Here is a 22,864-nt window from a genome sequence, read left to right on the forward strand (position 1 = left end):
ATGTTCGTGAAGTGTAACAGATTGGGCGCGTTTGCCCTACGTTTCAACCACCGTGAATGAAACGCGCAGGAGTCTCGTCTGGTGACAAATCCGCCGCTAACGTGGTGTCTTCACTGTTTGTCTTTTGTTCGTTCGCACCTTCTCGCAGGCGAAATTCGTCGTCCTGGGCGGTGGCCTGTTCGACCAATTCCGGATTAATCTCGCGTTTAACCTCAACCCCCAGGCTGCGGAATGATTCAGCCTGTGCCAGCAGATTGCCGCGTCCGGAGGCGAGTTTTTTCATCGCCTGGCGGTAGTTATCCTGCGCACGATCCAGGCTCTGCCCGACTGAAGACATGTCGTCCACGAAGAGGCGCATTTTGTCGTACAGCTTGCTGGCACGATCGGCAATCTGCTGCGCGTTGCGGCTCTGGTGCTCATAGCGCCACAGGTTCGCAATGGTGCGTAACGCCACCAGCAGCGTGGTGGGGCTGACCAGCATAATGTTATTTTTGAGCGCTTCGGTGATAAGTTCAGGCTGTCTGTCGAGTGCCAGCAGGAACGCGGGTTCTACCGGGATGAACATCAGAACATAGTCCAGCGAGCGCAAACCCGGCAGCTGCTGGTAGTCTTTTCTGCCAAGCAGGCGAATATGATTACGTACGGAGGCAATGTGCTCCTGCAGCGCAGACTCGCGGGTGTAGTCATCGTCCGCATTAAAGTAGCGTTCATACGCCACCAGCGTCATTTTGGCGTCAATCACCACATCTTTACCCTGCGGCAGCCGCACGATGACATCCGGCTGCATACGCGAGCGGGCATCGTTTTCGATACTCACCTGCGTTTCGTACTCGTATCCTTCGCGCAGACCAGAGGCCTCAAGCACGCGGGTCAGCACCACTTCTCCCCAGTTGCCCTGGGTTTTGTTATCCCCTTTCAGCGCGCGGGTCAGGTTGACCGCTTCCTGCGCCATTTGCGCATTCAGCTGCTGAAGATTGCGAATCTCATGCGCCAGCGTGTGTCGCTCGCGGGCTTCCTGACCAAAGCTGTCCTGCACCTGACGGCGAAAACCGTCCAGCTGTTCGCGCAGCGGCGTCAGCAGGCTGTTCAGGCTCTGGCGGTTCTGTTCGTCAACGCGGCGGTTGCTGTGCTCAAAAATTCGGTTGGCGAGGTTCTCAAACTGTTCGCTGAGGCGCTGCTCGCTGTTGATCATCTGGCGGATTTTGTCTTCCGCATGCAGCTGGGTGGATTCAAGGCGGGTAGTGACTTCGCGGAGATCGGCCTCCAGCGAGGTGTTAATGTCTCGCAGGTTACGCAGCTCGTTGTTGAGCAGTTCGCACTCGTCGCGCCAGTGTTCGCTCAAAGCAAGCTGCTGTTTTGTCGCGCTTAAATCGGCGACCATCTCTTCTCGCTCGGCCAGCTGGTCGGCCTTCTGCTGTGCATGCTGGTAGCTGGAAATTAGCCAGCCAACCCCTAAGCCCACCAGCGCAATCACCGCGTAAATCAGGATTGAGATATCCACAATGCCCCCTGCATCAACGTATTACCCGCACAAAATAGAATTGTGCTGTATAAACGTCCAGTTTGAAAGGGTTTTCCTGCGAGGCGCTACGCAAAAAATAAAGGCCGAACGCGTCGGCCTTTGATTTCAGAAGAGAGGATTAGATCAGGCGACGCGCTGCTTCCACCACGATTTTCACTGCATGACTTTCGGTCTGCTTCATGGTTTCGGCGTTCGGGATCTCCTGCTGGGTGCGGTTGACGATCACGCCCGCCACCATACCGGCACGCAGACCCTGGCTTGCGCACATGGTCAGCAGCGTTGCGGATTCCATTTCGTAGTTCATCACGCCCATGGACTGCCACTCTTCCATTGAGCCTTTGAAACGGCTAACCACGCGGCCTGAGAAGGTGTCGTAACGCTCCTGGCCCGGGTAGAAGGTGTCGGAAGAGGCGGTGACGCCCACGTGGGTGGTTGCGCCCACGGATTTCGCGGCTTCAACCAGCGCGGTGGTGCATTCGAAATCAGCCACTGCCGGGAATTCCATCGGTGCAAAGTGCAGGCTTGCGCCGTCCAGACGAACGGACGCGGTCGTGACCAGCACGTCGCCGACGTTGATGTGCGGCTGGATAGCGCCGGTGGTGCCGATACGCAGGAAAGTACGGATGCCCAGCTGTGCCAGCTCTTCAACAGCAATAGACGTAGACGGACCACCGATACCGGTAGAGCACACGATCACCGCTTTGCCATCCAGCTCTGCGCGCCAGGTGGTGAACTCACGATGGGCAGCCAGCTTGACCGGCTTATCCATCAGCGCGGCGATCTTTTCCACACGCTCAGGATCGCCAGGGACGATAGCGAGCGTAGCCCCTTGTAAATCGTTTTTGGTGAGGCCGAGATGAAAAACATCAGACTTAGACATAGGTGACTCCTCTGTGGGTCGGTTAGTCAGAAGAAGTAAAACGGTACTTTACAGAAGCAGTAAGCATATTTTCGTGACACACCTCACCATGAATGAAAATTATTACATTGAATTTCCATAAAAAAGTGATTCACATCACATTAACAAGTTATAACGCCAGGTGCTGCACAAAAGATAGACCGTTTAAGGCACTGTGAGTTGTTAACCTGGTGTCTATATTTACCTTTGCGCTAACTCATTGGTACGGAGAATGCCATGACTGAAAAAACCGGTTTTGCACCTGCTGCGGCCCCACATGCTTCAACCATCGTGTCGACGCCAGAAGCGGCAATTACCGCGGGCGAGACCTCCATTCCCTCGCAGGGGGAGAATATGCCTGCTTATCACGCACGGCCAAAATCAGCAGACGGTCCGCTGCCCATCGTGATTGTGATTCAGGAGATATTTGGTGTTCACGAACACATTCGCGACCTCTGCCGCCGACTGGCGCTGGAAGGGTATCTGGCCGTTGCGCCAGAGCTCTACTTCCGTCAGGGCGATCCGAACGACTACAGCGATATTCCAACACTGCTCAGCAACCTGGTGAGCAAAGTCCCGGACGCGCAGGTGCTGGCCGATCTCGACCACGTCGCCAGCTGGGCGGCGCGCAACGGCGGCGATCCGCATCGTCTGCTGGTCACGGGTTTCTGCTGGGGTGGACGCATTAGCTGGCTGTATGCCGCGCATAACCCGCAGCTCAAAGCCGCTGTCGCCTGGTACGGCAAACTGGTGGGTGAGAAAACGCTGAATTCACCGAAACATCCCGTCGATATCGCCACGGAGCTAAACGCCCCCGTGTTAGGGCTTTACGGCGGTCAGGACACCGGTATTTCTCTGGATTCGGTAGAGACCATGCGCCATGCGCTCCGTGCGGCCAATGCGAAGGCAGAGATCGTGGTGTATCCGGATGCCGGGCACGCGTTTAACGCCGATTATCGTCCGAGCTATCACGCAGAATCAGCCAAAGATGGCTGGCAAAGAATGCTGGCGTGGTTTAGCCAGTACGGCGGTAAGAAAGCGTAATAAAAAAAGCCCGGTGGCGGCTATGCCTTACCGGGCCTACGCATCATCAAGCCTGACGCAAGTTTTGCGCCGCCTTCACCATGTTCGCCAGCGCCGCGCGCGTCTCCGGCCAGCCGCGGGTTTTCAGTCCGCAGTCCGGGTTCACCCACAGGCGCTCTGCCGGAATGCGCTGGGCCGCTTTTTTCAGCAGGGCTTCAATCCACTCCACGCTCGGCACGTTCGGGGAGTGAATGTCGTACACGCCCGGCCCGATTTCATTCGGGTAGTCGAACTCTTCAAACGACTCCAGCAGCTCCATGTCTGAACGCGAGGTCTCGATGGTGATCACGTCGGCATCCAGCGCGGCAATCGAATCCATGATGTCGTTGAATTCGCAGTAACACATGTGGGTGTGGATCTGGGTGTCGTCCTTCGCCACCGCGGCGTTGATGCGGAACGCCTCCACGCCCCACTGCAGGTAGGCATCCCAGTCGCTGCGGCGCAGCGGCAAGCCTTCGCGCAGGGCCGGTTCGTCAATCTGAATAATGCCAATGCCTGCCGCTTCCAGATCCGCCACCTCATCACGCAGCGCCAGGGCGATCTGTTTGGCAATGGTTTCACGAGTCACGTCTTCACGCGGGAACGACCAGCAGAGAATGGTCACCGGACCGGTGAGCATCCCTTTTACCGGCTTGTCGGTCAGGGACTGGGCATACTTCGCCCACTCCACGGTGATCGCTTCCGGGCGGCTGACGTCACCGATAACCACCGGCGGCTTCACGCAGCGTGAGCCGTAGCTCTGCACCCAGCCGTTCTGGGTAAAGACAAAGCCGTCCAGGTGCTCACCGAAGTATTCCACCATGTCGTTACGCTCGGCCTCGCCGTGCACCAGCACGTCCAGCCCCAGGCGTTCCTGCTCGATAATCGCCTGCTTGATGTGTTCCGCGATGCCGGTGCGGTAGTGATTCGCATCCAGATTGCCCTTTTTAAAGTCCAGGCGCAGGCCGCGGATCTCCGTAGTTTGCGGGAAAGAACCGATCGTCGTTGTTGGCCACGCGGGCAGATTGAAGCGGGCGCGCTGCGCTTCGGCGCGCACCTCGTACGGGCTCTGCCGCTGGCTGTCCCGGGCGGTGATGGCCGCCAGGCGTTTTTCCACCGCCGGGTTGTGCACGCGCGCCGAGTGACGGCGCGCCTGGGTCGGCGCGCTCCATTCGGTAATCGCCGCCGTGTCGCCGCTGTTCAGCGCGTCGCGCAGCAGCGTCAGCTCTTCACATTTTTGCAGGGCGAAAGCAAACCAGCTTTTCACCTCGGCATCCAGACGGGTCTCTACGCTCAGATCGATCGGGCTGTGCAGCAGCGAACAGGACGAGGCCACCCACAGCTCACGTTTGCCGACGATGTCTTTGATTTGCGCGTATTTCTCGGTGAGATCGGCGCGCCAGACGTTACGGCCGTTGATCAGCCCGGCAGAGAGCAGCCAGTCCGCTGGCAAACGCTTGTGCAGCTCCGCCACATCATCTTTACCGTGTACGAGGTCAACGTGCAGGCCCTGGACCGGCAGCGCGGTAATGGTCTTCAGGTTCGGCGTCACGCCTTCAAAATAGGTCGTCAGCAGGAGTTTTACCTGACCGGTGAGCGCGTCATACGCCGGTTTGAAGGCATCGAGCCAATCCTGCGGCAGCTCAAGCACCAGCGCCGGTTCGTCGATTTGCACCCACTGAATGCCGCGTTTGCCCAGCTCACTCAGTACCTGTTTGTAGACCGGCAGAATATCCTTCAGCAGGCTGAGTCGGTCAAACGGCTCGCCCTTTACTTTGCCCAGCCACAGGTACGTTACCGGCCCGAGCAGCACCGGCTTCACCTGGTGGCCCAGCGCCAGCGCTTCATCCACTTCGTCCAGAAGCTGCGTCCAGGCCAGCCTGAACTGCTGACCTTTGACGAACTCCGGCACCATATAGTGATAGTTGGTGTTAAACCACTTGGTCATTTCCGCCGCTGCCGCTGGCTCACCCGTCGGCGCGCGGCCACGGCCGATGCGGAACAGGGTATCGATATCTACCGATCCATCTTTGTTCTGATGACGAGCCGGCACGTTGCCAAGCAGCAGGCTGGTCGTCAGAACATGGTCGTACCAGGCGAAATCGCCCACCGGCAGCAGGTCAATGCCCGCCTGTTTTTGCTGATCCCAGTGGCGGGCGCGCAGCTCGCGTCCTGCCGCCAGCAGTTCTTCACGGGTGGCATTACCCGCCCAGTAGCTTTCTTGCGCTTTTTTCAGCTCGCGACGCAGGCCGACGCGAGGGAAACCGAGAGTGTGATTGCGGATTGTCATGGTGTGCCCCTTGTGAAATTCGTTATTTAGACGTCCAGATGTTTACACTTCTATAATTGGCAGGTACTGTATATTCCTCAAGCGCAATATGTTCATGGCGAAGTGAAGGACTTTCATGATCGAGATTAAACACCTGAAAACGCTACAAGCGTTGCGGAACTGCGGTTCGCTCGCGGCGGCTGCGGCCACGCTGCACCAGACCCAGTCCGCCCTTTCTCACCAGTTCAGCGATCTGGAACAACGCCTCGGCTTCCGTCTTTTTGTGCGTAAGAGCCAGCCGCTACGCTTTACGCCGCAGGGTGAAATTCTTCTTCAGCTGGCGAATCAGGTACTGCCGCAAATCGCGAGCGCGCTGCAGGCGTGTAACGAACCGCAGCAGACCAAACTGCGCATCGCCATTGAGTGCCACAGCTGTATTCAGTGGCTGACCCCCGCGCTTGAAAACTTCCGCCAGAAGTGGCCGCAGGTGGAGATGGACTTCAAATCCGGTGTGACCTTTGACCCGCAGCCGTCGCTGCAGCAGGGCGAGCTGGATCTGGTCATGACCTCTGACATCCTGCCGCGCAGCGGCCTGCACTATTCGCCGATGTTTGATTATGAAGTGCGCCTGGTGCTGGCGCCGGACCACCCGCTGGCCGCCAAAACGCGCGTCACGCCGGAAGACCTGGCGACAGAAACGCTGCTGATTTATCCGGTGCAGCGCAGCCGCCTGGATATCTGGCGCCACTTCCTGCAGCCGGCAGGCATTAGCCCGCAGCTGAAAAGCGTGGATAACACCCTGCTGCTGATTCAGATGGTGGCGGCCAGAATGGGTATCGCGGCGCTGCCGCACTGGGTGGTGGAGAGTTTTGAACGCCAGGGTCTGGTGCAGACCAAAACCCTGGGTGAAGGACTGTGGAGCCGACTGTACGCCGCCGTGCGCGATGGCGAGCAGCGTCAGCCGATTACGGAGGCGTTTATTCGCTCAGCGCGGAACCACGCGTGCGACCATCTTCCGTTTGTGCGGAGCGCGGAGCGACCCATCGGCGATGGACCCACAGCGAAGCCAGGATCACCGCTCCCCCAATAAGGAAGCTCGGCCAGTGCGGCTGTTGCTGCCAGATGGCGAGATTGACCAGCAGCCCTGCCGGGACATGCACGTTGTTCATGATCCCCAGCGTACCGGCGTCTACCTGCGTAGCGCCGTAGTTCCACATGAAGTACCCCAGCCCTGACGCCACTACGCCCAGCCAGACCAGAACGCCCCACTGCACGGCGGTGGTCGGCAGCTTTTGCGGATTACCGAGCATAAACCACGCCGCCACCGCGACAATCGCGGCGCCCATATAGAACCAGGCAAACGCGTTATGCTGCGGCATCGGGCGGGTTTCCATCAGGCGTTTGTAGCCCACCATGCCGATGGCGAAGCTGATGTTGGCAAGCTGGACGAACATCAGCCCGGTCCAGAAGTGATCGCTGACTTTGTCATAGCGAATAATCGCCGCGCCGATCACCGCCAGCGCGGCGCTCAGCAGGTATCCCCAGCGCAGACGGCGTCTGCTGAGCAGGTCATAAATCAGCGTGATATAGAGCGGCGTCAGCACGGTAAAGAGCAGGAATTCAGAGACGGACAGGTAGACGTAGGCCCGGAAGCTGAACAAATACATGATGCCGAGCTGCATCGCTCCCACCAGCATATACAGCACAATCGTTTTCAGCGATTGCCCGCGCGCGCGCAGAAACGGCAGGAACACCAGCGCCGCCAGCCCCACGCGCATCAGCACCGAGAAGTAGCTGTCGACCGAACCGGCAAGGTATTCGCCAATCAGGCTAAAGGAGAAGGCCCACAGGATAGTGGTGATAATGAGTAGCGCCACAATGCTTGTCTCTCAGAAAGAAGGAGAGGCATTGTAGCGAACTCTTTAGTTGACAACTGAGCAATAAACAACCGAATGAAGATTATTCAAGGAACAGTTTGCGCAGATACTTCGGTACCGCGTTGTCAGCGTTAGAACCAATCACTTCCAGCTCAGGGTGCAGATCCTTCAGACGCTGGTGCGCGTTCTGCATGATGCAGCCCTTGCCCGCCATCGAAAGCATCTCGGCGTCGTTCATGCCGTCACCGAAGGCGATACAGTCTTTCAGCCCGAAGCCCAGACGTTTCGCAACCGCTTCCAGCGCGTGACCTTTAGAGACGCCTCCCGCCATTACTTCCAGACAGGTCAGGGTTGAGAAGCTCACGTTGACGCGATCGCCCCAGCGGGCGTTGATCGCCTGTTCCAGCGGGAGCAGCTCTTCGTGGCTGTCACAGGTGAAGAACACCTTGCTGATCCCTTCCGGCTCCAGCAGGCCAGGTTCGTAAAGGGAGTAGTTGAATACCGCTTCCTTGAAGAAACGCATTTCGTCCGGGCGGTGGCGGTTCATAAACCAGTCGTCGTCGCGGTAAACATTAGTGACGATAGCCGGGTTGTTATGCACCACGCCAAACAGATCGGCGGCAATATCGCGATCCAGGTTGTGGGTAAAGATCAGGTTGCCGTCGGTATCATGCACGCGCGCACCGTTGGAGGTGATCATGTACGATTTGATCTCAAGATTATCGCGGATCTGCCCCACGTCCACGTGGTGGCGGCCGGTGGCGAACACAAAGTTCACGCCACGGGCAGTCAGGAGTTTTAAGGTCTCTTTCGCGTAAGGCGACAGGGTGTGGTCGGGGGAAAGCAGCGTGCCATCTAAATCAGATGCAACAACCTGGTACATAGGGATTTCAACCTCTGGTGGAAAACAAGAATCAATTATGCCTGTTGAAAAATTCAACAATGGCGTTAAGCGCGACTGAGCGCATAGCGTCCTTTTCAAAAAGGATCTCATGGAACGCGCCGTTAATGACCAGCGGTTTACCCCCTTCACAAGGGTGACCGGCTGCAGCGCGCAGTTCACAATAGCGGTCATGCATGCGGTTATCCACCACACGCTCTTCTTCCGCCTGGATCAGAAGCGTCGGCGTGTCATCATCGCCTACGCCCGCCAGCACCTGCTCACCGGCCAGAATCCCCTCCCGCACCCAGTGCCAGGTCGGGCCGCCGACGCGCAAGCGCGGTTCATCGGCATAAAAGCGCAGGTTGCGGCGATAACGCTGCCGGCTGTGGGTTAAGACGTTGATGGCGAACGGCAGCGCGCGCCAGCGTCCTGTGCCAATGGCATAACCTTCACGAATGCGCTGATGGCCCTCAGCCCAGTCAAGAAGATGGCGCACCATCCAGTCAGGAAAACGGATGACGATACCGTACATCGGCGCGGTGAGCGCAATGGCGTCGCACTGGTGCGCGTAACGCTGCAAAAACAGCGTCGAAATGGCGCCGCCCATGGAGTGCGCAAGAATATACCGCTTGCGCCAGGGGCCAGGCTGAACGTCCTGCTGCCAGAACGCGGCAAAATCATCGACGTAATCGCTGAAGCGATCGACGTGCCCACGGTGCGTGTCCGGCAGCATACGTCCGGACAGCCCCTGTCCACGATGGTCGATGATCAGGACATCGAACCCCATATGGACCAGGTCATAGGCCAGCTCGGCGTATTTAACGTAACTTTCAATACGCCCAGGGCAGACCACAATCACCCGGTCATTTTTTTCATTTCGGAAACGAACGAAACGCACCGGGACGCCCCCGATGCCCGTAAACTCATCTTCCTCACGCTGCCGCCAGAAATCGGTCAGCGGCCCCATAGAGAAAGCAGCAAAAGCGTTTTCTCGTGTTTCCCAGTCCTTTTTCTGCTGAAACATTGGGTTTCCACTCACGTAATCCAGGGAATATCGTTTTTTTCGTCACCGGTCACAAAATGACTCAATAATAGCGTATTGTGGCATAAAAATAGACGGTTCGGGAGTTTCAAATGACCTTCGAATGGTGGTTCGCCTACCTGCTGACATCCATTATCCTCAGCCTTTCTCCGGGTTCGGGTGCTATTAACACCATGACCACCTCCATCAACCACGGCTACCGCGGTGCGGCAGCGTCGATTGCCGGTTTGCAGACCGGGCTGGGCATTCATATTGTGCTGGTCGGGATCGGTCTGGGGACCCTGTTCTCCCGCTCCGTGCTGGCCTTTGAGGTGCTGAAATGGGCCGGGGCAGCGTATCTGATTTGGCTCGGCATCCAGCAGTGGCGCGCGGCAGGCTCCATCAACCTGAATACGCTGGCTCAGACGCAAAACCGCGGCCATCTGTTTAAGCGTGCGGTGTTCGTCAACCTGACCAACCCGAAGAGCATCGTTTTCCTCGCCGCGCTGTTCCCGCAGTTTATCGTTCCGCATCAGCCGCAGGTGATGCAGTACGTGGTGCTCGGCGCGACCACCATTATCGTCGACATCATCGTGATGATTGGTTACGCGACGCTGGCGCAGCGAATTGCGGCATGGATTAAAGGGCCTAAGCAGATGAAGGCCCTGAATAAAGTCTTTGGTTCGCTGTTTATGCTGGTTGGCGCGCTGCTTGCGTCAGCGCGTCACGCTTAGCGAGAAATGATGAGATGAATGCCGAAGCCGGCGAACAGCGCGCCGGCGAAGCCGTCAATCCACTTCGCGATACGCTGGTAGCCGCGGCGCATCGCCGGTAAGGCGAACAGGCTGGCCACGATGGTAAACCAGGCAAAGGTTTCAACGACGATCAGCAGGAAGATGCCCCAGCGTGCGCCCGCGCCGACGCTATCGCCGACAAACAGCGAGAACACCGAGCCGAAATAGATAATCGCTTTTGGGTTCGCCAGATTGGTCAGCAGCCCTTTTACAAAGCTGCGGCCGCCCGTAGCCAGCTCCACCTTCGGCTCTTGCGGTTTTTTCTCTTCTTTCTTCAGCGCCCCGCGCAGCATCTGGTAGCCCATCCAGCACAGGTACAGCCCGCCGCCGACCATAATGATGTTATGCAGCCAGGCCATCTTCGCCAGGATAAGGTTCAGACCGAGCAGCGCAACGGCCGCCCAGACCATAACGCCCATGGTGATACCGAGCACGCCCATCATCGCCTCTTTGCGGGAGCGGCTGACGGCCGTTTGTGATACGAAGAAAAAATCCGGGCCGGGGCTCATCAGCGCAACGATGTGCACCAACGCCACGGTGAGAAATAGCATTAACATAATTAGCTCGCGGGGAAATAATTTAGTGAGTCATCATCCTGGCACTTTTTCGCCCGGCTGACTACTCCTCATCATCACCGTCGGCGTGAGAGCGGATGAGCGCCATAAACTCTTTACCGAAGCGCTCCAGCTTGCGCGTTCCCACGCCGTTGACGCTGAGCATTTCGCTGGCGCTGAGCGGCATCTGCTCGGCCATCTCGATCAGCGTCGCGTCGTTAAACACCACGTAAGGCGGGATGTTTTCTTCGTCGGCGATGGCCTTACGCAGCTTGCGCAGTTTGGCGAACAGCTTGCGGTCGTAGTTGCCGCCGTAGGATTTCTGCATCACGCGTGGCTTCAGGGCGATGACGCGCGGCACGGCGAGCTTGAGTTCAACGTCACCGCGCAGGACCGGACGCGCCGCCTCAGTCAGCTGCAGGGCGGAGTGCTGGGCAATGTTCTGCGTGGCGAAGCCGAGGTGGATCAGCTGACGAATGATACTCACCCAGTGTTCGTGGCTCTGCTCCTTGCCAATACCGTAGACAGGCAGCTTGTCGTGGCCCATATCGCGGATACGCTGGTTATTGGCGCCGCGCAGCACCTCCACCACGTAGCCCATCCCGAAGCGTTGATTCACACGGTAAATGGTCGAGAGCGCTTTACGCGCGTCCATCAGGCCATCGTACTGTTTCGGCGGATCGAGGCAGATATCGCAGTTGCCGCACGGCTCCTGGCGCCCTTCACCAAAGTAGTTGAGCAGAACCAGACGACGGCAGGTTTGCGCTTCGGCAAACGCGCCCATCGCGTTGAGCTTGTGGCGCTCGATATCCTGCAGCTGTCCCTGCGGCTTCTCTTCCAGACAGCGGCGCAGCCACGCCATATCGGCCGGATCGTAAAACAGCATCGCTTCCGCAGGCAGACCGTCACGCCCGGCGCGGCCGGTTTCCTGATAGTAGGATTCGATATTGCGCGGGATGTCAAAGTGCACCACAAAGCGCACGTTTGGCTTGTTGATGCCCATCCCAAACGCCACCGTTGCGACCACGATCTGCAGGTCATCGCGCTGGAATTTCTCCTGCACGTCGGCGCGGATGTGGTTCTCTAATCCGGCGTGATAGGCGGCGGCGCTAAAGCCGCGGTTTTGCAGACGCGCGGCGGTGTCTTCCACCTTCGCACGGCTGTTACAGTAGATGATGCCGGACTTGCCGCGCTGCTCCTGGACGTAGCGCAGGAGCTGATCCAGCGGCTTGAATTTTTCCATCAGCATATAGCGGATGTTAGGGCGGTCGAAGCTGCTGACCTGAATATAGGGGTCGTTCAGCCCGAGCAGACGAACGATGTCCAGACGGGTGGTGTCATCCGCCGTGGCGGTAAGCGCCATAAACGGCAGCTCGGGGAAGCGCTGACGCAGCTGGCCGAGAGCGGCGTATTCCGGGCGGAAATCGTGTCCCCACTGGGAAATACAGTGCGCTTCATCCACCGCCAGCAGGACCGGGTTCCAGTGCGCCAGGTGATCGAGGAAGTTATCCAGCATCAGGCGTTCCGGCGCGATATACAGCAGGCGGATCTGCCCGGTACGACAACCGGCCATCACCTCTTGCTGCTGCTCCCGGGTTTGGGTCGAGTTGAGACAGGCCGCCGCCACGCCGTTGGCGAGCAGCTGGTCAACCTGGTCTTTCATCAGAGAAATAAGGGGGGATACCACGACCGTCAGGCCGTTAAGCACCAGCGCGGGCACCTGATAACAAAGGGACTTGCCGCCACCGGTCGGCATCACCACCAGGCAATCACGACCTTCCAGCACCGTTTCAATGATGGTTTCCTGGCCGGGGCGGAACTGCTGGTAGCCAAAGGTTTCATGCAAAACCTGTTTAGCCAGCGACTCCTGATTCAATACTTCCGCCTGCGCCACGTTAACCCCATATGCCAGAAATGAAACAGGCGCTATTTTCAGCGCCTGAGAGAGAAACTTCAACGTTTAACGCAAAAACATTCGAACAGCCTAGAGAATATCGTTCAGCATCACGCCCACGCCGATGCGGGTCTGGTTGAAGTTGTAATCGATAAGCGACTCGCCGTAACCGCTGTACACCTGCGTATAGATACGGACATGCTTCGTCATTGGATAGCTTAAGCCCACTTCCGCACCGCCGTAGCCGGTGTTCCAGTTGTACTGGCCTTTGGCGCTGAGCACGGCATCACCCAACTGATAGCCGACTTTGAGCTGGTAGTAGCCCATATATTTGGTGATATCCGGGTTGTCATCGGTTTCGCCCACCACATACCACGGCTTCACTTCCACCATCCAGTTACCGTTCTGCGCCATCAGACGCGTATAGGCACGGTTCCAGCTGCGCGAGGTAGGATCAGAGCGACCGTTGGAATCGTGGTTAAAGCCCACTTCGACGTCACGCAGCGTCCAGCCCGCAAACTCATAATCCGTTGCAAAACCGAGGAACAGCTGCGGCTCATAGTTGGTTTCACGGAACGGCGAGGACTCTCCGCTGTTAGAGAGCTGCCACCAGGATTTCTGGGTGTAAGACGCCCCGAGCACCGAGTTCGGCCCCAGAATACCGCGCCAGAACGGGAACGCGAGGCTGAGCTGGAACTTCACCTCATCTTTACGCGCATTATCAGACCAGTTATAGGAGCTTATCGCCTCTTTGTTGAGATCGCTGGTCTGGGTATAAATCACATAGTTGGTGTCATACGGATAGAGCGTGAACGGATTGTCATGCTCCTGAAGAAGGTTCGCGATAATGCTACCGTGAACGGCAGGTTTATCATGCACCTCTTTGATCGTCGCTTCCTGCGCATATGCTGTGAGGGGCAGCGCAACCGCCGCCAGTAACCAGGCCAGATACGTCCGCATCGGTGGTGTTCTCCTGCAAAAGAGTAAAATTAGCTGAATAGTTATGTGGCGAACATTCTACAGACTTCTGCGACAACTGCTGCATCCTCGTTTCTGAAAGTGGAATTCCTTGTTGCCGAGGCATAAAATCAACATTTCGTTAACAATAAGGATGTGATGCCTCATGTCAGCCATGCTTACCGCCGAAGAAGTGTTAAAACTCGTGGGCGAGATTTTTGTTTACCATATGCCGTTTAACCGCGCGCTGGGACTGGAGCTGGAGCGTTACGAGAAAGATTTTGCCCAGCTGAGCTTTAACAACCAGCCGATGATGGTGGGTAACTGGGCGCAAAGTATTTTGCACGGCGGCGTGATTGCCTCCGCGCTGGACGTGGCGGCAGGTCTGGTCTGCGTGGGCAGCACGCTGACTCGCCATGACACCATCAACGAAGACGAACTCCGCCAGCGTCTGGCGCGCATGGGCACCATTGATTTGCGCGTCGACTATCTTCGCCCGGGGCGCGGAAATCGCTTTACCTGTACCAGCAGCCTACTGCGCGCGGGAAATAAAGTTGCCGTGGCACGCGTTGAATTACACAACGAAGAGCAGGTGTATATCGCCAGCGCAACCGCCACTTATATGGTGGGTTGAGGCGGCAAAATCGGGTAAAATTAATTCACTTTTTTGTAACGGATTTTCCCGATGGATGCTAAACAGACGCGGCAGGGCGTTTTACTCGCCCTTGCCGCTTATTTTATTTGGGGTATCGCCCCGGCGTATTTCAAGCTTATCGCCTACGTTCCGGCCGATGAGATCCTGACTCACCGTGTTATCTGGTCATTCTTCTTTATGATTGCACTGATGAGCCTCAGCCGTCAGTGGTCGGGTGTCAAAACGCTGCTGCAAACCCCGAAAAAGATTTTCCTGCTGGCGCTCTCCGCGGTGCTGATTGGCGGCAACTGGCTGCTGTTTATCTGGGCGGTGAATAACCATCACATGCTCGAAGCGAGCCTGGGGTACTTCATTAACCCGCTGGTGAATATCGTGCTGGGGATGATTTTCCTCGGTGAGCGCTTCCGCCGGATGCAGTGGGTGGCGGTGATTCTGGCCTTCTGCGGCGTACTGGTGCAGCTCTGGACCTTCGGCTCGCTGCCGATTATTGCCCTCGGCCTGGCGTTCAGCTTTGCGTTCTACGGCCTGGTGCGTAAGAAGATTGCGGTGGAAGCGCAGACGGGGATGCTGTTTGAAACCCTGTGGCTGCTGCCCGTGGCGGCGATTTATCTCTTCGGCATCGCCGACAGCGCCACCAGCCATATGGGCAGCAACCCGTGGTCGCTGAACCTGATGCTGATGGCGGCGGGCGTGGTGACCACCATTCCACTGCTGTGCTTCACCGGTGCCGCGACGCGTCTGCGTCTCTCCACGCTGGGCTTCTTCCAGTACATTGGCCCGACGCTGATGTTCCTGCTGGCGGTGGTGTTTTACGGCGAAGTGCCGGGGGCGGATAAGATGGTGACGTTTGCCTTTATCTGGGTGGCACTGGCAATCTTTGTTGCAGATGCGATTTATACCCAGCGCAGGGTGCGCAAAGGGTTGTGATGTTGCCCTCACCCTAACCCTCTCCCACAGGGAGAGGGAATTCGATCGTAGGGCGGGTAAGCGCAGCGCCACCCGCCAGATTTTTACAGCCAGTTACGACGCTTAAAGTACAGATACGGTGCCAGCCCCGCGAGGATCATGAAGATAATCGCCCCCGGGTAGCCAAAGCTCCACTTCAGCTCCGGCATAAACTCAAAGTTCATCCCGTAGCTGGACGCCACCAGCGTCGGCGGCAGGAACACCACGGACACCACCGAGAAGATCTTGATGATGCGGTTCTGCTCGATGTTGATAAAGCCCATCGCCGCCTGCATCAGGAAGTTCACCTTCTGAAACAGGGATTCGTTGTGCGGCAGCAGGGATTCGATATCGCGTAAGATCTCACGCGCCTGCTCCAGCTGACCGCCCGGCAGACGCGCCTTGCGCACCAGGAAGTTCAGCGCGCGCTGCGTATCCATCAGACACAAGCGCACCTTCCAGCCGATATCTTCCAGCTCCGCCAGCGTGGAGAGCGCTTCGTCGTACTCATCGCCCTGATGGCCTTCCATGATCACGCGGCTCAGCTTTTCCAGATCGCTGTAGATGTTTTCAATTTCGTCCGCCAGCTGTTCAATTTTGGTCTCGAACAGATCGAGCAGCAGCTCGTAAGCGTTACCGTCCACCATTGCCTGGCTGCGGGCGCGCATGCGGTAGAGACGGAATGCCGGCAGCTCGCGCTCGCGCAGGGTAAACAGACGGCCGTCGCGAATGGTAAACGCCACGGTGGAGTTACCCGCGTGGTCTTCCGCATCTTCAAAGAAGAAGAAGGAGTGAATATGCAGACCGTCTTCGTCTTCAAAAAAACGCGCGGATGCTTCGATGTCTTCCAGTTCCGGGCGGGTTGCCAGGCTTTGCCCCAGTTCAGATTGTACGCGAAGGCGTTCATCGTCGTCCGGCTCGACCAGATCCACCCATACGGCATCAATGAGGGGCTGTGACTCTTCGGCTTCAAGCCGAGTCAGTCGGTTATTTTCGAGTTGAAATGCGCTCAACATGACCGGGACTCCCAATGCAAAAAATATCGGACAGTTCGGTGGGCACACAGAAACAAATTGGGTTTCAGACCATTAAACAGCCTGACTCAGCGCGACGGGAATAATGCAGGTCGCTGACAACCACTAAGGCCATCAGCAAGAGGAGATAGCCTTAGGAGTTGTTCCTGGATGACAGGGAATTGAGCCAGTATCTACTGGGTGTGTCCAAGGCGAATGTCCTCTTAGCGTAATCGTGCGCGCATGTTACGCCAGCTATAACTGTGGCGTCAACACGCAACGGAACGCGGAAGGGCATTAATTGATCTTCGCTGTATAAGGCTAGCAGATTATTACAAAATAATGATATTTTTCTGAATGTTAGACTGTTTCCAGCTTCGCATAGGCCGCCACCAGCCATTTGATCCCCTGCCCCTGGAACGCCACCTGCAGGCGGCTGTGCTCGCCGCTGCCTTCCAGATTCACAATAGTGCCTTCGCCAAACTTCGAATGGCGCACGCGCTGGCCCAGCTTGTAGCCGGTGTCGGTTTCCGCAATCGGCGAGCCCATGCGCTGATGGCTGACCGGACGGCTGATGCTCGCCCGCAGACGCACCTCTTCCACGCACTCCTCCGGCAGTTCGCCGATAAAGCGCGACGGACGGTGATAAACCTCTTTGCCGTACAGACGGCGGGTTTCGGCGTAGGTTAGCGTCAGCTTTTGCATCGCGCGCGTCACGCCCACGTAGGCCAGACGACGCTCCTCTTCCAGACGTCCGCCTTCATCCAGCGACATCTGGCTCGGGAACATCCCCTCTTCCATCCCGACAATAAACACCTGCGGGAACTCCAGACCTTTGGCGGAGTGCAGGGTCATCAGCTGAACCGCATCCTGCCAGGTGTCCGCCTGCCCTTCACCCGCTTCCAGCGCGGCGTGGGAGAGGAACGCCTGCAGCGGCATCAGATCTTCGTCTTCTTCGTTGTAGCTGAACTGGCGCGTTGCCGTGACCAGTTCCTCTAAGTTCTCAATACGGGTCTGGCCCTTCTCGCCTTTCTCCTGCTCGTACATGGTTCGCAGGCCGGAGTCTTTAATCACCCGGTCGGTCTGCACGTGCAGCGGCATGTCGGCGGTTTCCTGCGCCAGAGCGTCAATCAGCTCAAGGAAGCGCTGTAATGCGCTGGCGGCACGTCCGGCGAGCGCTTTTTCCTGCAGCAGCTCGCGGCACGCCTGCCACAGCGTCAGCTGGCGATCGCGCGAGGCCTGACGCACAACGTCCAGCGTGCGGTCGCCAATCCCGCGGGTCGGCGTATTGACCACGCGTTCAAACGCCGCGTCGTCGTTGCGGTTCGCAATGAGGCGCAGATACGACAGCGCATCTTTGATTTCCTGGCGCTCGAAGAAGCGCATGCCGCCATAAATGCGGTACGGCATGCTCACCTGCAGCAGCGCCTCTTCCAGCACGCGCGACTGGGCGTTGCTGCGGTAGAGAATGGCGCACTGCTCCAGCGCGCCGCCGTTGTCCTGCCAGGTTTTGATGCGGTTCACCACGAAGCGGGCTTCGTCGAGCTCGTTGAAGGCGCAGTAAATCGAAATCGGTTCGCCGTCGACGCCATCGGTCCACAGCTTTTTACCCAGACGCCCGTTGTTGTTCTCAATGAGGGCGTTGGCCGCGCTCAGGATGTTGCTGGTTGAACGGTAGTTCTGCTCCAGACGGATGGTTTCCGCGCCGGGGAAATCGTTGAGGAAGCGCTGGATATTCTCCACCTGCGCCCCGCGCCAGCCGTAGATCGACTGGTCATCGTCGCCCACGATCATCACCTTGCCGGTATCACCGGCCAGCAGGCGGATCCACGCGTACTGGATGTTGTTGGTATCCTGGAATTCGTCCACCAGGATATTGGTGAAGCGTTCGCGGTAGTGCTGCAGGATGTGCGGCTTGTTGAGCCACAGCTCGTGGGCGCGCAGCAGCAGCTCGGCGAAATCCACCAGGCCGGCGCGATCGCACGCTTCCTGATAGGCCTTGTAGACGTTCTGCCAGGTCTGCTCGACCGGGTTGCCGAAGCTCTGAATGTGGTGCGGGCGCAGCCCCTCGTCCTTCTGGCCGTTGATGTACCACATCGCCTGACGCGGCGGCCACTGCTTCTCGTCGAGGTTCATCGCCTTGATCAGGCGCTTCAGCAAGCGGAGCTGGTCTTCGCTGTCGAGGATCTGGAAATCCTGCGGCAGGTTGGCGTCCATATGGTGCGCGCGCAGCAGGCGGTGCGCCAGGCCGTGGAAGGTGCCAACCCACATGCCGCCCTGGCTGGTGCCCATCAGCTGAGCGATACGGTGGCGCATCTCTGCTGCCGCCTTGTTGGTGAACGTCACCGCCATGATGGAGTACGGGGAGCAGTTCTCCACGCTCTGCAGCCAGGCGATACGGTGAACCAGCACGCGCGTCTTACCACTGCCCGCCCCAGCCAGCACCAGCATGTTGGTGCGTGAGGCGGCAACCGCATCACGCTGTTTGTCATTAAGGCTGTCGAGCAGGTAAGAAACGTCCATTGGCACCGTCACATAGTATTCAGGAACACAGCGAAGCGCCCGGTGGCGCTTCGCTTACCGGGCCTACAACTGCAAACCCCTGGTAATTTATACAATATTACTGGTGATTATATCAGCGTCGTGAGGGATGCCAACCGTGAAATTTCCACGTGCGGCAGAAGACGGCTGTCGGTTGCGGTCATCAGCTCCGCATTTTCCGGCTTGATCCAGCAGGCCTGCATCCCGCAGCGAATAGCACCGGCCACGTCCGTGGTCAGGTCATCCCCCACATGCAGAATGTTACCCAGCGGCAGGTTAAGCTTAGCCGCCGCCAGATGGTACATATCATTAAATGGCTTCGCTCGCCCGTGCGGGCCCGCGCGCAGCACAAACTCAAAGTAATCGCTGAGACCAAACAGCTCGGGCTGGGCATTGCCGTTGGTGATGGCCACCAGCGGCCACTTTTCGGCAAGCTTCGCCAGCGTGTCGTGGGTCTCCTGCGGCACGTCGATACGACTGCGCCATTTGGCAAAGTTTTCCATGGCCGCTTCGGCCCCGATGGCCGCGTCCTGCGCGCTCAGGCCGGCATTAAGCATCGCCTGCTCAACCGCACGACGACGCCATTCGGTCACGTCGTGGTAAATGTCCGGCTCGGTTTCCCGCAGGGACTGACGGAGCTTCTGAAAGTCCTTGTTCTGTATCGCTTTCAGCGCGGGATGGTAGTTCTGCACAAACGCCAGCGACTCCTGCTCGGTACGCAGGATCACCTCGCGGTTGTCATAAAGGGTGTCATCAAGGTCAAACGTCAGAGCTGAGATCTGACCGAGTGGGCGGTAAAAACGCATTATTTCCCCCGTTTGGCGCGTGGATGCGCCGCGTCATACACCGAGGCAAGGTGTTGGAAGTCTAAGTGGGTATAAATTTGTGTGGTCGACAGGTTCGCGTGGCCAAGCAGTTCCTGCACGCCGCGCAGATCGCCGCTCGACTCAAGCATGTGTGTCGCAAAGGAGTGGCGCAGCTTGTGCGGGTGAACGTGGCTGTTCAGCCCCTGCTTAATGCCCCACTCCGCAAAGCGCTTCTGGACGTTACGTGCCGAGATCCGTTTGCCGAGCTTCGACAGGAACAGCGCATCCTCTTCGCTGCCAAACAGCCCGCGCAGGTCAAGCCAGTGCTCAATCCAGGAAACCGCATTGCGGCCAATCGGCAGGCGGCGCTCTTTGCTGCCCTTGCCCATCACCCACACTTCACCGGATTCCAGATCGAGGTGTTTGATATCAAGATTAACCAGCTCGGACAGACGCAGCCCGGCACCGTACATCACCTCCAGCATCGCGCGGTCGCGCACGGCGAGCGGATCGTTAAGGTCGATATCCAGCAGGCGGTTTACGTCGTCGACGTCGATATTTTTAGGCAGATGGCGCGGCGCTTTCGGCGTGGCGATCCCCTTTGCCGGGTTGGCTTTTAAGCCCCCCTGGCTAACCAGCCAGTCGAAGAAACTGCGCAGCGCTGAGAGCCTGAGCGCCAGGCTCGCCGGGCTGAGATTTTTTTTACGGCTACGCACGACGAACCCGCGTACCGTCGCAGCGTCACATTGTTGCCAGCTTTTCAGGCCGATGTCGTCGGCGATCTGCATGATGGCATCAAGCTGACGCTGGTAGTTGAGCAGGGTAATGGGGCTAAGCTGACGCTCCACGCCCAGATAGCGCAGAAAGCGCGAGACGTCAGTGGCGAGCAGTCCGTCCATCATACGCGCTCAATCCAGCGCTCCAGCAGCTCGGGCAGCATCAGGGCGATCTCCTGCAGCAGGTGCGTGGCTTGCCCCTGCTCATAGTGATGCGCATCGCGGCTGGTAAATAACATGACTCCCAGATCGCCATCGCGCCCCATCAGCGACATCGCCACCGAGCCAATCGCTTTGGCTTCCGGTAACACCACCAGCAGCTCAGGCCCGTTCAGCGGCCCCAGATAGTGGTGCTCATGGCCCAGACGCTGAATGCGCAGCGGTTCAAACGCCTGACGGCTGAGCGCCAGATGGGTGAACCCCGACGGTGCGCCAATGCGCCAGCGGTCAGGGAAAAGCCGAATCGTTGCGCCCGCCAGCCCCAGCTCGCGAGCCCAGCGGTGGAAGCGGCTGAGGAACTCGTCAAGACTGTGCGCGGACGCCAGACGCGCCTGCAGGTGTAGCAGACGATAGAACAGGCTTTCGTTGGTGCTGGCCTGCTCCATCAGCAGCGTCATATTCTCTTCAAGCTGATTGATGTGGTTGCGCGAGCGCGCCATGTGCCATTCGACCAGCGACACGGTTCCGCGAACCGGATGCGGCACGCGCATCTCTTCGACGACGCGTGCATTGCGAATAAAAAACTCAGGATTGCGCAGCAGATAATCAACAACAGCTCTGTCGTCCAGTTCCGTCACTGTTTCCTGCAGTTCTTCCCCTGGTTGTTTCATAGATGGATAAACCCGTCATAGACATGTGCCGCCGGGCCAGTCATATACAGTGGATGACCCGGTCCTTTCCAGGCGATATCAAGCCGACCGCCCGGTAACTCCACGCGAACCTCTTCTGCCAGTAACCCCTGGGAGATGCCCACGGCCACCGCAGCACAGGCACCGCTTCCGCAGGCCTGCGTCTCGCCCGCGCCGCGCTCGTAAACCCGCAGGCGAATGTGCTCGCGCTTCACCACCTGCATAAAGCCGATGTTCGCGCGCTCCGGAAAACGTTCATGGCTTTCCAGCACCGGGCCGAGCGTTTCAACCGCGGCGGTTTCCACATCATCAACCTGAATCACGCAGTGTGGGTTACCCATTGAGACGACGCCGCACAATACTGTCTGCTCGGCCGCACGCATAATATAGGTCTTTTCCGCTTTGTTTGCGCGAAACGGCACGACGGAGGGCTCGAAGTTAGGCTCGCCCATGTTCACGCGCACCAGCTCATCATCGGTGACGCTGAGCACCATGCGGCCATTGGCCGTGCTGACGCGAATATCACGCTTGTTGGTCAGCCCTTTCAGGCGGACAAAGCGGGCAAAACAGCGCGCGCCGTTGCCGCACTGGTTAACTTCGCTGCCGTCCGCGTTAAAAATACGGTAGTGGAAATCGAGGTCGGGATCGTACGGTGGCTCGACCACCAGCAGCTGATCGAACCCCACGCCCAGATGCCGATCCGCCAGGCGACGGATCAGTTCCGGGGAGAAAAACACATTCTGCGTTACCGCGTCGACGACCATAAAATCGTTGCCAAGGCCATGCATTTTAGAGAACTGCATCATTTGCTCCATTGCGCGGGTACAGAACGTTGTCGTCAGAGATTAACCTGAGTCGGGCCACCGTTGTCGCCACGATCGTTAGTATTTGGCGTGGTAGACTCAATGCCGCTTTGCACGGGTTTCGTCGGCGGCGGCGCGGTTTTATCCGCAGGTGGGAAGTACAGTGGTCCCTTCAGTCCGCAGCCAGTCAGGCTAAACAGCGTGATGAGAACGGCAAGCGTTCGGAAAGCGTTTTTCATTATAAAGTTGCCCGTAAGTTCAAATCTGTTTCTATCATCGCAGGAGAAGACACAAAAGCAAGAGTTTGCCGCTTTCCTGCAACGGGAATTATTTAGGGTTATACTGCCGGCATCACGAAAAACAGGAACAAAACCATGAACGACAGTGAATTCCATCGCCTTGCCGACAACCTGTGGATGACCATCGAAGAGCGTCTTGACGACTGGGATGGCGACAGCGATATCGATTGTGAAATCAACGGCGGCATTCTGACCCTGAGCTTCGAAAATGGCAGCAAAATTATTATTAACCGCCAGGAGCCGCTTCACCAGGTGTGGCTGGCCGCGAAACAGGGCGGCTATCATTTCGATCTGAAGGACGGGGAATGGGTTTGCGACCGTAGCGGCGTACCGTTCTGGGATCTGCTGGAACAGGCGGCGACCGCGCAGGCGGGTGAGGCTGTGAGTTTCAGGTAGTTTTGTTGCCGGGTGGCGCTGCGCTTACCCGGCCTACGGGTTCGAGCTGTT

General features: G+C 58.0%; 23 protein-coding genes. 6 read left to right on the forward strand and 17 right to left on the reverse strand.

Annotated elements, in window-relative coordinates; all coding sequences use genetic code 11:
• Positions 1-43 precede the first annotated feature (43 nt).
• Both rmuC and udp read right to left on the reverse strand, forming a co-directional pair.
• Complete coding sequence (gene rmuC / locus AC27FC_RS22165; RefSeq protein ID WP_196355216.1) at positions 44-1,501, reverse strand: DNA recombination protein RmuC; 1,458 nt, start codon at positions 1,499-1,501, stop codon at positions 44-46.
• A 139-nt stretch (positions 1,502-1,640) separates the two neighbouring features.
• The gene (udp, locus tag AC27FC_RS22170) at positions 1,641-2,402 is read right to left on the reverse strand and encodes a uridine phosphorylase (protein ID WP_003860792.1); all 762 of its coding nucleotides are present in this window, start codon (positions 2,400-2,402) and stop codon (positions 1,641-1,643) included.
• A 255-nt stretch (positions 2,403-2,657) separates the two neighbouring features.
• Between udp and AC27FC_RS22175 the strand changes: the two genes are divergently transcribed.
• Positions 2,658-3,464: a dienelactone hydrolase family protein gene (locus AC27FC_RS22175; RefSeq protein ID WP_023333795.1), complete on the forward strand. Its 807-nt coding sequence runs from the start codon at positions 2,658-2,660 to the stop codon at positions 3,462-3,464.
• A 46-nt stretch (positions 3,465-3,510) separates the two neighbouring features.
• Here AC27FC_RS22175 and metE read toward each other — a convergent pair whose 3' ends face one another.
• On the reverse strand, positions 3,511-5,772 hold the full coding sequence (gene metE / locus AC27FC_RS22180; protein WP_033146892.1) for a 5-methyltetrahydropteroyltriglutamate--homocysteine S-methyltransferase: 2,262 nt from the start codon (positions 5,770-5,772) through the stop codon (positions 3,511-3,513).
• Positions 5,773-5,887: 115 nt separating this feature from the next.
• Between metE and metR the strand changes: the two genes are divergently transcribed.
• A complete protein-coding gene (gene metR, locus AC27FC_RS22185) occupies positions 5,888-6,841 on the forward strand; it encodes an HTH-type transcriptional regulator MetR (RefSeq protein ID WP_033146893.1) in 954 nt (317 codons plus the stop codon).
• Here metR and AC27FC_RS22190 read toward each other — a convergent pair.
• From AC27FC_RS22190 to pldB, 3 genes are all read right to left on the reverse strand, one after another.
• On the reverse strand, positions 6,729-7,628 hold the full coding sequence (locus AC27FC_RS22190; RefSeq protein ID WP_033146894.1) for a carboxylate/amino acid/amine transporter: 900 nt from the start codon (positions 7,626-7,628) through the stop codon (positions 6,729-6,731). The two genes, metR and AC27FC_RS22190, sit on opposite strands and share 113 nt — an antisense overlap.
• Before the next feature lie 82 nt (positions 7,629-7,710).
• Positions 7,711-8,511, reverse strand: a complete 801-nt coding sequence (yigL, locus tag AC27FC_RS22195) for a sugar/pyridoxal phosphate phosphatase YigL (RefSeq protein WP_029741831.1) — start codon at positions 8,509-8,511, stop codon at positions 7,711-7,713.
• A 31-nt stretch (positions 8,512-8,542) separates the two neighbouring features.
• Positions 8,543-9,535 (reverse strand): lysophospholipase L2, encoded by a 993-nt coding sequence (gene pldB / locus AC27FC_RS22200; RefSeq protein WP_033146896.1) that lies wholly within the window; start codon positions 9,533-9,535, stop codon positions 8,543-8,545.
• A gap of 110 nt (positions 9,536-9,645) precedes the next feature.
• Between pldB and rhtB the strand changes: the two genes are divergently transcribed.
• The gene (gene rhtB / locus AC27FC_RS22205) at positions 9,646-10,266 is read left to right on the forward strand and encodes a homoserine/homoserine lactone efflux protein (RefSeq protein WP_008501533.1); all 621 of its coding nucleotides are present in this window, start codon (positions 9,646-9,648) and stop codon (positions 10,264-10,266) included.
• On the opposite strand, the gene rhtC is transcribed toward rhtB, so the two are convergent.
• The 3 genes from rhtC to pldA form a co-directional block, all read right to left on the reverse strand.
• Positions 10,263-10,883 carry a threonine export protein RhtC gene (gene rhtC / locus AC27FC_RS22210; RefSeq protein ID WP_025757538.1) on the reverse strand — a complete coding sequence of 207 codons (621 nt, stop codon included), beginning with the start codon at positions 10,881-10,883 and terminating at the stop codon, positions 10,263-10,265. The two genes, rhtB and rhtC, sit on opposite strands and share 4 nt — an antisense overlap.
• Before the next feature lie 61 nt (positions 10,884-10,944).
• Positions 10,945-12,774, reverse strand: a complete 1,830-nt coding sequence (gene recQ, locus AC27FC_RS22215) for an ATP-dependent DNA helicase RecQ (protein WP_029741834.1) — start codon at positions 12,772-12,774, stop codon at positions 10,945-10,947.
• 90 nt (positions 12,775-12,864) lie between these two features.
• Positions 12,865-13,734, reverse strand: coding sequence for a phospholipase A (pldA, locus tag AC27FC_RS22220; protein WP_087822933.1), 870 nt, complete (start codon positions 13,732-13,734; stop codon positions 12,865-12,867).
• Between the two features lie 163 nt (positions 13,735-13,897).
• On the opposite strand from pldA, the gene yigI reads away from it, so the two are divergent.
• The gene (gene yigI / locus AC27FC_RS22225) at positions 13,898-14,365 is read left to right on the forward strand and encodes an acyl-CoA thioesterase YigI (protein ID WP_008501538.1); all 468 of its coding nucleotides are present in this window, start codon (positions 13,898-13,900) and stop codon (positions 14,363-14,365) included.
• 51 nt (positions 14,366-14,416) lie between these two features.
• Positions 14,417-15,313, forward strand: a complete 897-nt coding sequence (gene rarD, locus AC27FC_RS22230; protein WP_023309622.1) for an EamA family transporter RarD — start codon at positions 14,417-14,419, stop codon at positions 15,311-15,313.
• Positions 15,314-15,396: 83 nt separating this feature from the next.
• Here rarD and corA read toward each other — a convergent pair whose 3' ends face one another.
• The 8 genes from corA to lptM all read right to left on the reverse strand — a co-directional run bounded on the left by corA (position 15,397) and on the right by lptM (position 22,357).
• Complete coding sequence (corA, locus tag AC27FC_RS22235) at positions 15,397-16,347, reverse strand: magnesium/cobalt transporter CorA (RefSeq protein WP_008501540.1); 951 nt, start codon at positions 16,345-16,347, stop codon at positions 15,397-15,399.
• A 151-nt stretch (positions 16,348-16,498) separates the two neighbouring features.
• Positions 16,499-16,555 carry a YsgD/CorL family protein gene (ysgD, locus tag AC27FC_RS22240; RefSeq protein ID WP_212743980.1) on the reverse strand — a complete coding sequence of 19 codons (57 nt, stop codon included), beginning with the start codon at positions 16,553-16,555 and terminating at the stop codon, positions 16,499-16,501.
• Between the two features lie 149 nt (positions 16,556-16,704).
• Positions 16,705-18,867 (reverse strand): DNA helicase II, encoded by a 2,163-nt coding sequence (gene uvrD / locus AC27FC_RS22245; RefSeq protein ID WP_033146899.1) that lies wholly within the window; start codon positions 18,865-18,867, stop codon positions 16,705-16,707.
• A gap of 107 nt (positions 18,868-18,974) precedes the next feature.
• Positions 18,975-19,691 (reverse strand): 5-amino-6-(5-phospho-D-ribitylamino)uracil phosphatase YigB, encoded by a 717-nt coding sequence (gene yigB, locus AC27FC_RS22250; RefSeq protein ID WP_048976901.1) that lies wholly within the window; start codon positions 19,689-19,691, stop codon positions 18,975-18,977.
• Positions 19,691-20,593, reverse strand: a complete 903-nt coding sequence (gene xerC, locus AC27FC_RS22255) for a tyrosine recombinase XerC (RefSeq protein ID WP_064673086.1) — start codon at positions 20,591-20,593, stop codon at positions 19,691-19,693. Before xerC ends, yigB begins: the two co-directional genes overlap by 1 nt.
• Complete coding sequence (locus AC27FC_RS22260) at positions 20,590-21,297, reverse strand: DUF484 domain-containing protein (protein WP_023309626.1); 708 nt, start codon at positions 21,295-21,297, stop codon at positions 20,590-20,592. The genes xerC and AC27FC_RS22260 overlap by 4 nt, the downstream gene beginning before the upstream one ends.
• Positions 21,294-22,118 (reverse strand): diaminopimelate epimerase, encoded by an 825-nt coding sequence (dapF, locus tag AC27FC_RS22265; protein ID WP_008501545.1) that lies wholly within the window; start codon positions 22,116-22,118, stop codon positions 21,294-21,296. Before dapF ends, AC27FC_RS22260 begins: the two co-directional genes overlap by 4 nt.
• Before the next feature lie 35 nt (positions 22,119-22,153).
• Positions 22,154-22,357 (reverse strand): LPS translocon maturation chaperone LptM, encoded by a 204-nt coding sequence (gene lptM, locus AC27FC_RS22270; RefSeq protein ID WP_014885650.1) that lies wholly within the window; start codon positions 22,355-22,357, stop codon positions 22,154-22,156.
• Between the two features lie 135 nt (positions 22,358-22,492).
• Here lptM and cyaY point away from each other — a divergent pair, with 135 nt between their 5' ends.
• The gene (cyaY, locus tag AC27FC_RS22275) at positions 22,493-22,813 is read left to right on the forward strand and encodes an iron donor protein CyaY (protein WP_023333807.1); all 321 of its coding nucleotides are present in this window, start codon (positions 22,493-22,495) and stop codon (positions 22,811-22,813) included.
• Positions 22,814-22,864: the final 51 nt, after the last annotated feature.

The sequence above is a fragment of the Enterobacter sp. C3_dUdeg genome (assembly GCF_057536195.1).

Coding starts and splice junctions, on each gene's coding strand:
- udp (WP_003860792.1), bottom strand. CDS start 2,402: ATGTCTAAGTCTGATGTTTTTCATCTCGGCCTCACCAAAAACGATTTA.
- AC27FC_RS22175 (WP_023333795.1), top strand. CDS start 2,658: ATGACTGAAAAAACCGGTTTTGCACCTGCTGCGGCCCCACATGCTTCA.
- metE (WP_033146892.1), bottom strand. CDS start 5,772: ATGACAATCCGCAATCACACTCTCGGTTTCCCTCGCGTCGGCCTGCGT.
- metR (WP_033146893.1), top strand. CDS start 5,888: ATGATCGAGATTAAACACCTGAAAACGCTACAAGCGTTGCGGAACTGC.
- yigL (WP_029741831.1), bottom strand. CDS start 8,511: ATGTACCAGGTTGTTGCATCTGATTTAGATGGCACGCTGCTTTCCCCC.
- pldB (WP_033146896.1), bottom strand. CDS start 9,535: ATGTTTCAGCAGAAAAAGGACTGGGAAACACGAGAAAACGCTTTTGCT.
- rhtB (WP_008501533.1), top strand. CDS start 9,646: ATGACCTTCGAATGGTGGTTCGCCTACCTGCTGACATCCATTATCCTC.
- rhtC (WP_025757538.1), bottom strand. CDS start 10,883: ATGTTAATGCTATTTCTCACCGTGGCGTTGGTGCACATCGTTGCGCTG.
- pldA (WP_087822933.1), bottom strand. CDS start 13,734: ATGCGGACGTATCTGGCCTGGTTACTGGCGGCGGTTGCGCTGCCCCTC.
- yigI (WP_008501538.1), top strand. CDS start 13,898: ATGTCAGCCATGCTTACCGCCGAAGAAGTGTTAAAACTCGTGGGCGAG.
- rarD (WP_023309622.1), top strand. CDS start 14,417: ATGGATGCTAAACAGACGCGGCAGGGCGTTTTACTCGCCCTTGCCGCT.
- corA (WP_008501540.1), bottom strand. CDS start 16,347: ATGTTGAGCGCATTTCAACTCGAAAATAACCGACTGACTCGGCTTGAA.
- uvrD (WP_033146899.1), bottom strand. CDS start 18,867: ATGGACGTTTCTTACCTGCTCGACAGCCTTAATGACAAACAGCGTGAT.
- yigB (WP_048976901.1), bottom strand. CDS start 19,691: ATGCGTTTTTACCGCCCACTCGGTCAGATCTCAGCTCTGACGTTTGAC.
- xerC (WP_064673086.1), bottom strand. CDS start 20,593: ATGATGGACGGACTGCTCGCCACTGACGTCTCGCGCTTTCTGCGCTAT.
- AC27FC_RS22260 (WP_023309626.1), bottom strand. CDS start 21,297: ATGAAACAACCAGGGGAAGAACTGCAGGAAACAGTGACGGAACTGGAC.
- dapF (WP_008501545.1), bottom strand. CDS start 22,118: ATGCAGTTCTCTAAAATGCATGGCCTTGGCAACGATTTTATGGTCGTC.
- lptM (WP_014885650.1), bottom strand. CDS start 22,357: ATGAAAAACGCTTTCCGAACGCTTGCCGTTCTCATCACGCTGTTTAGC.
- cyaY (WP_023333807.1), top strand. CDS start 22,493: ATGAACGACAGTGAATTCCATCGCCTTGCCGACAACCTGTGGATGACC.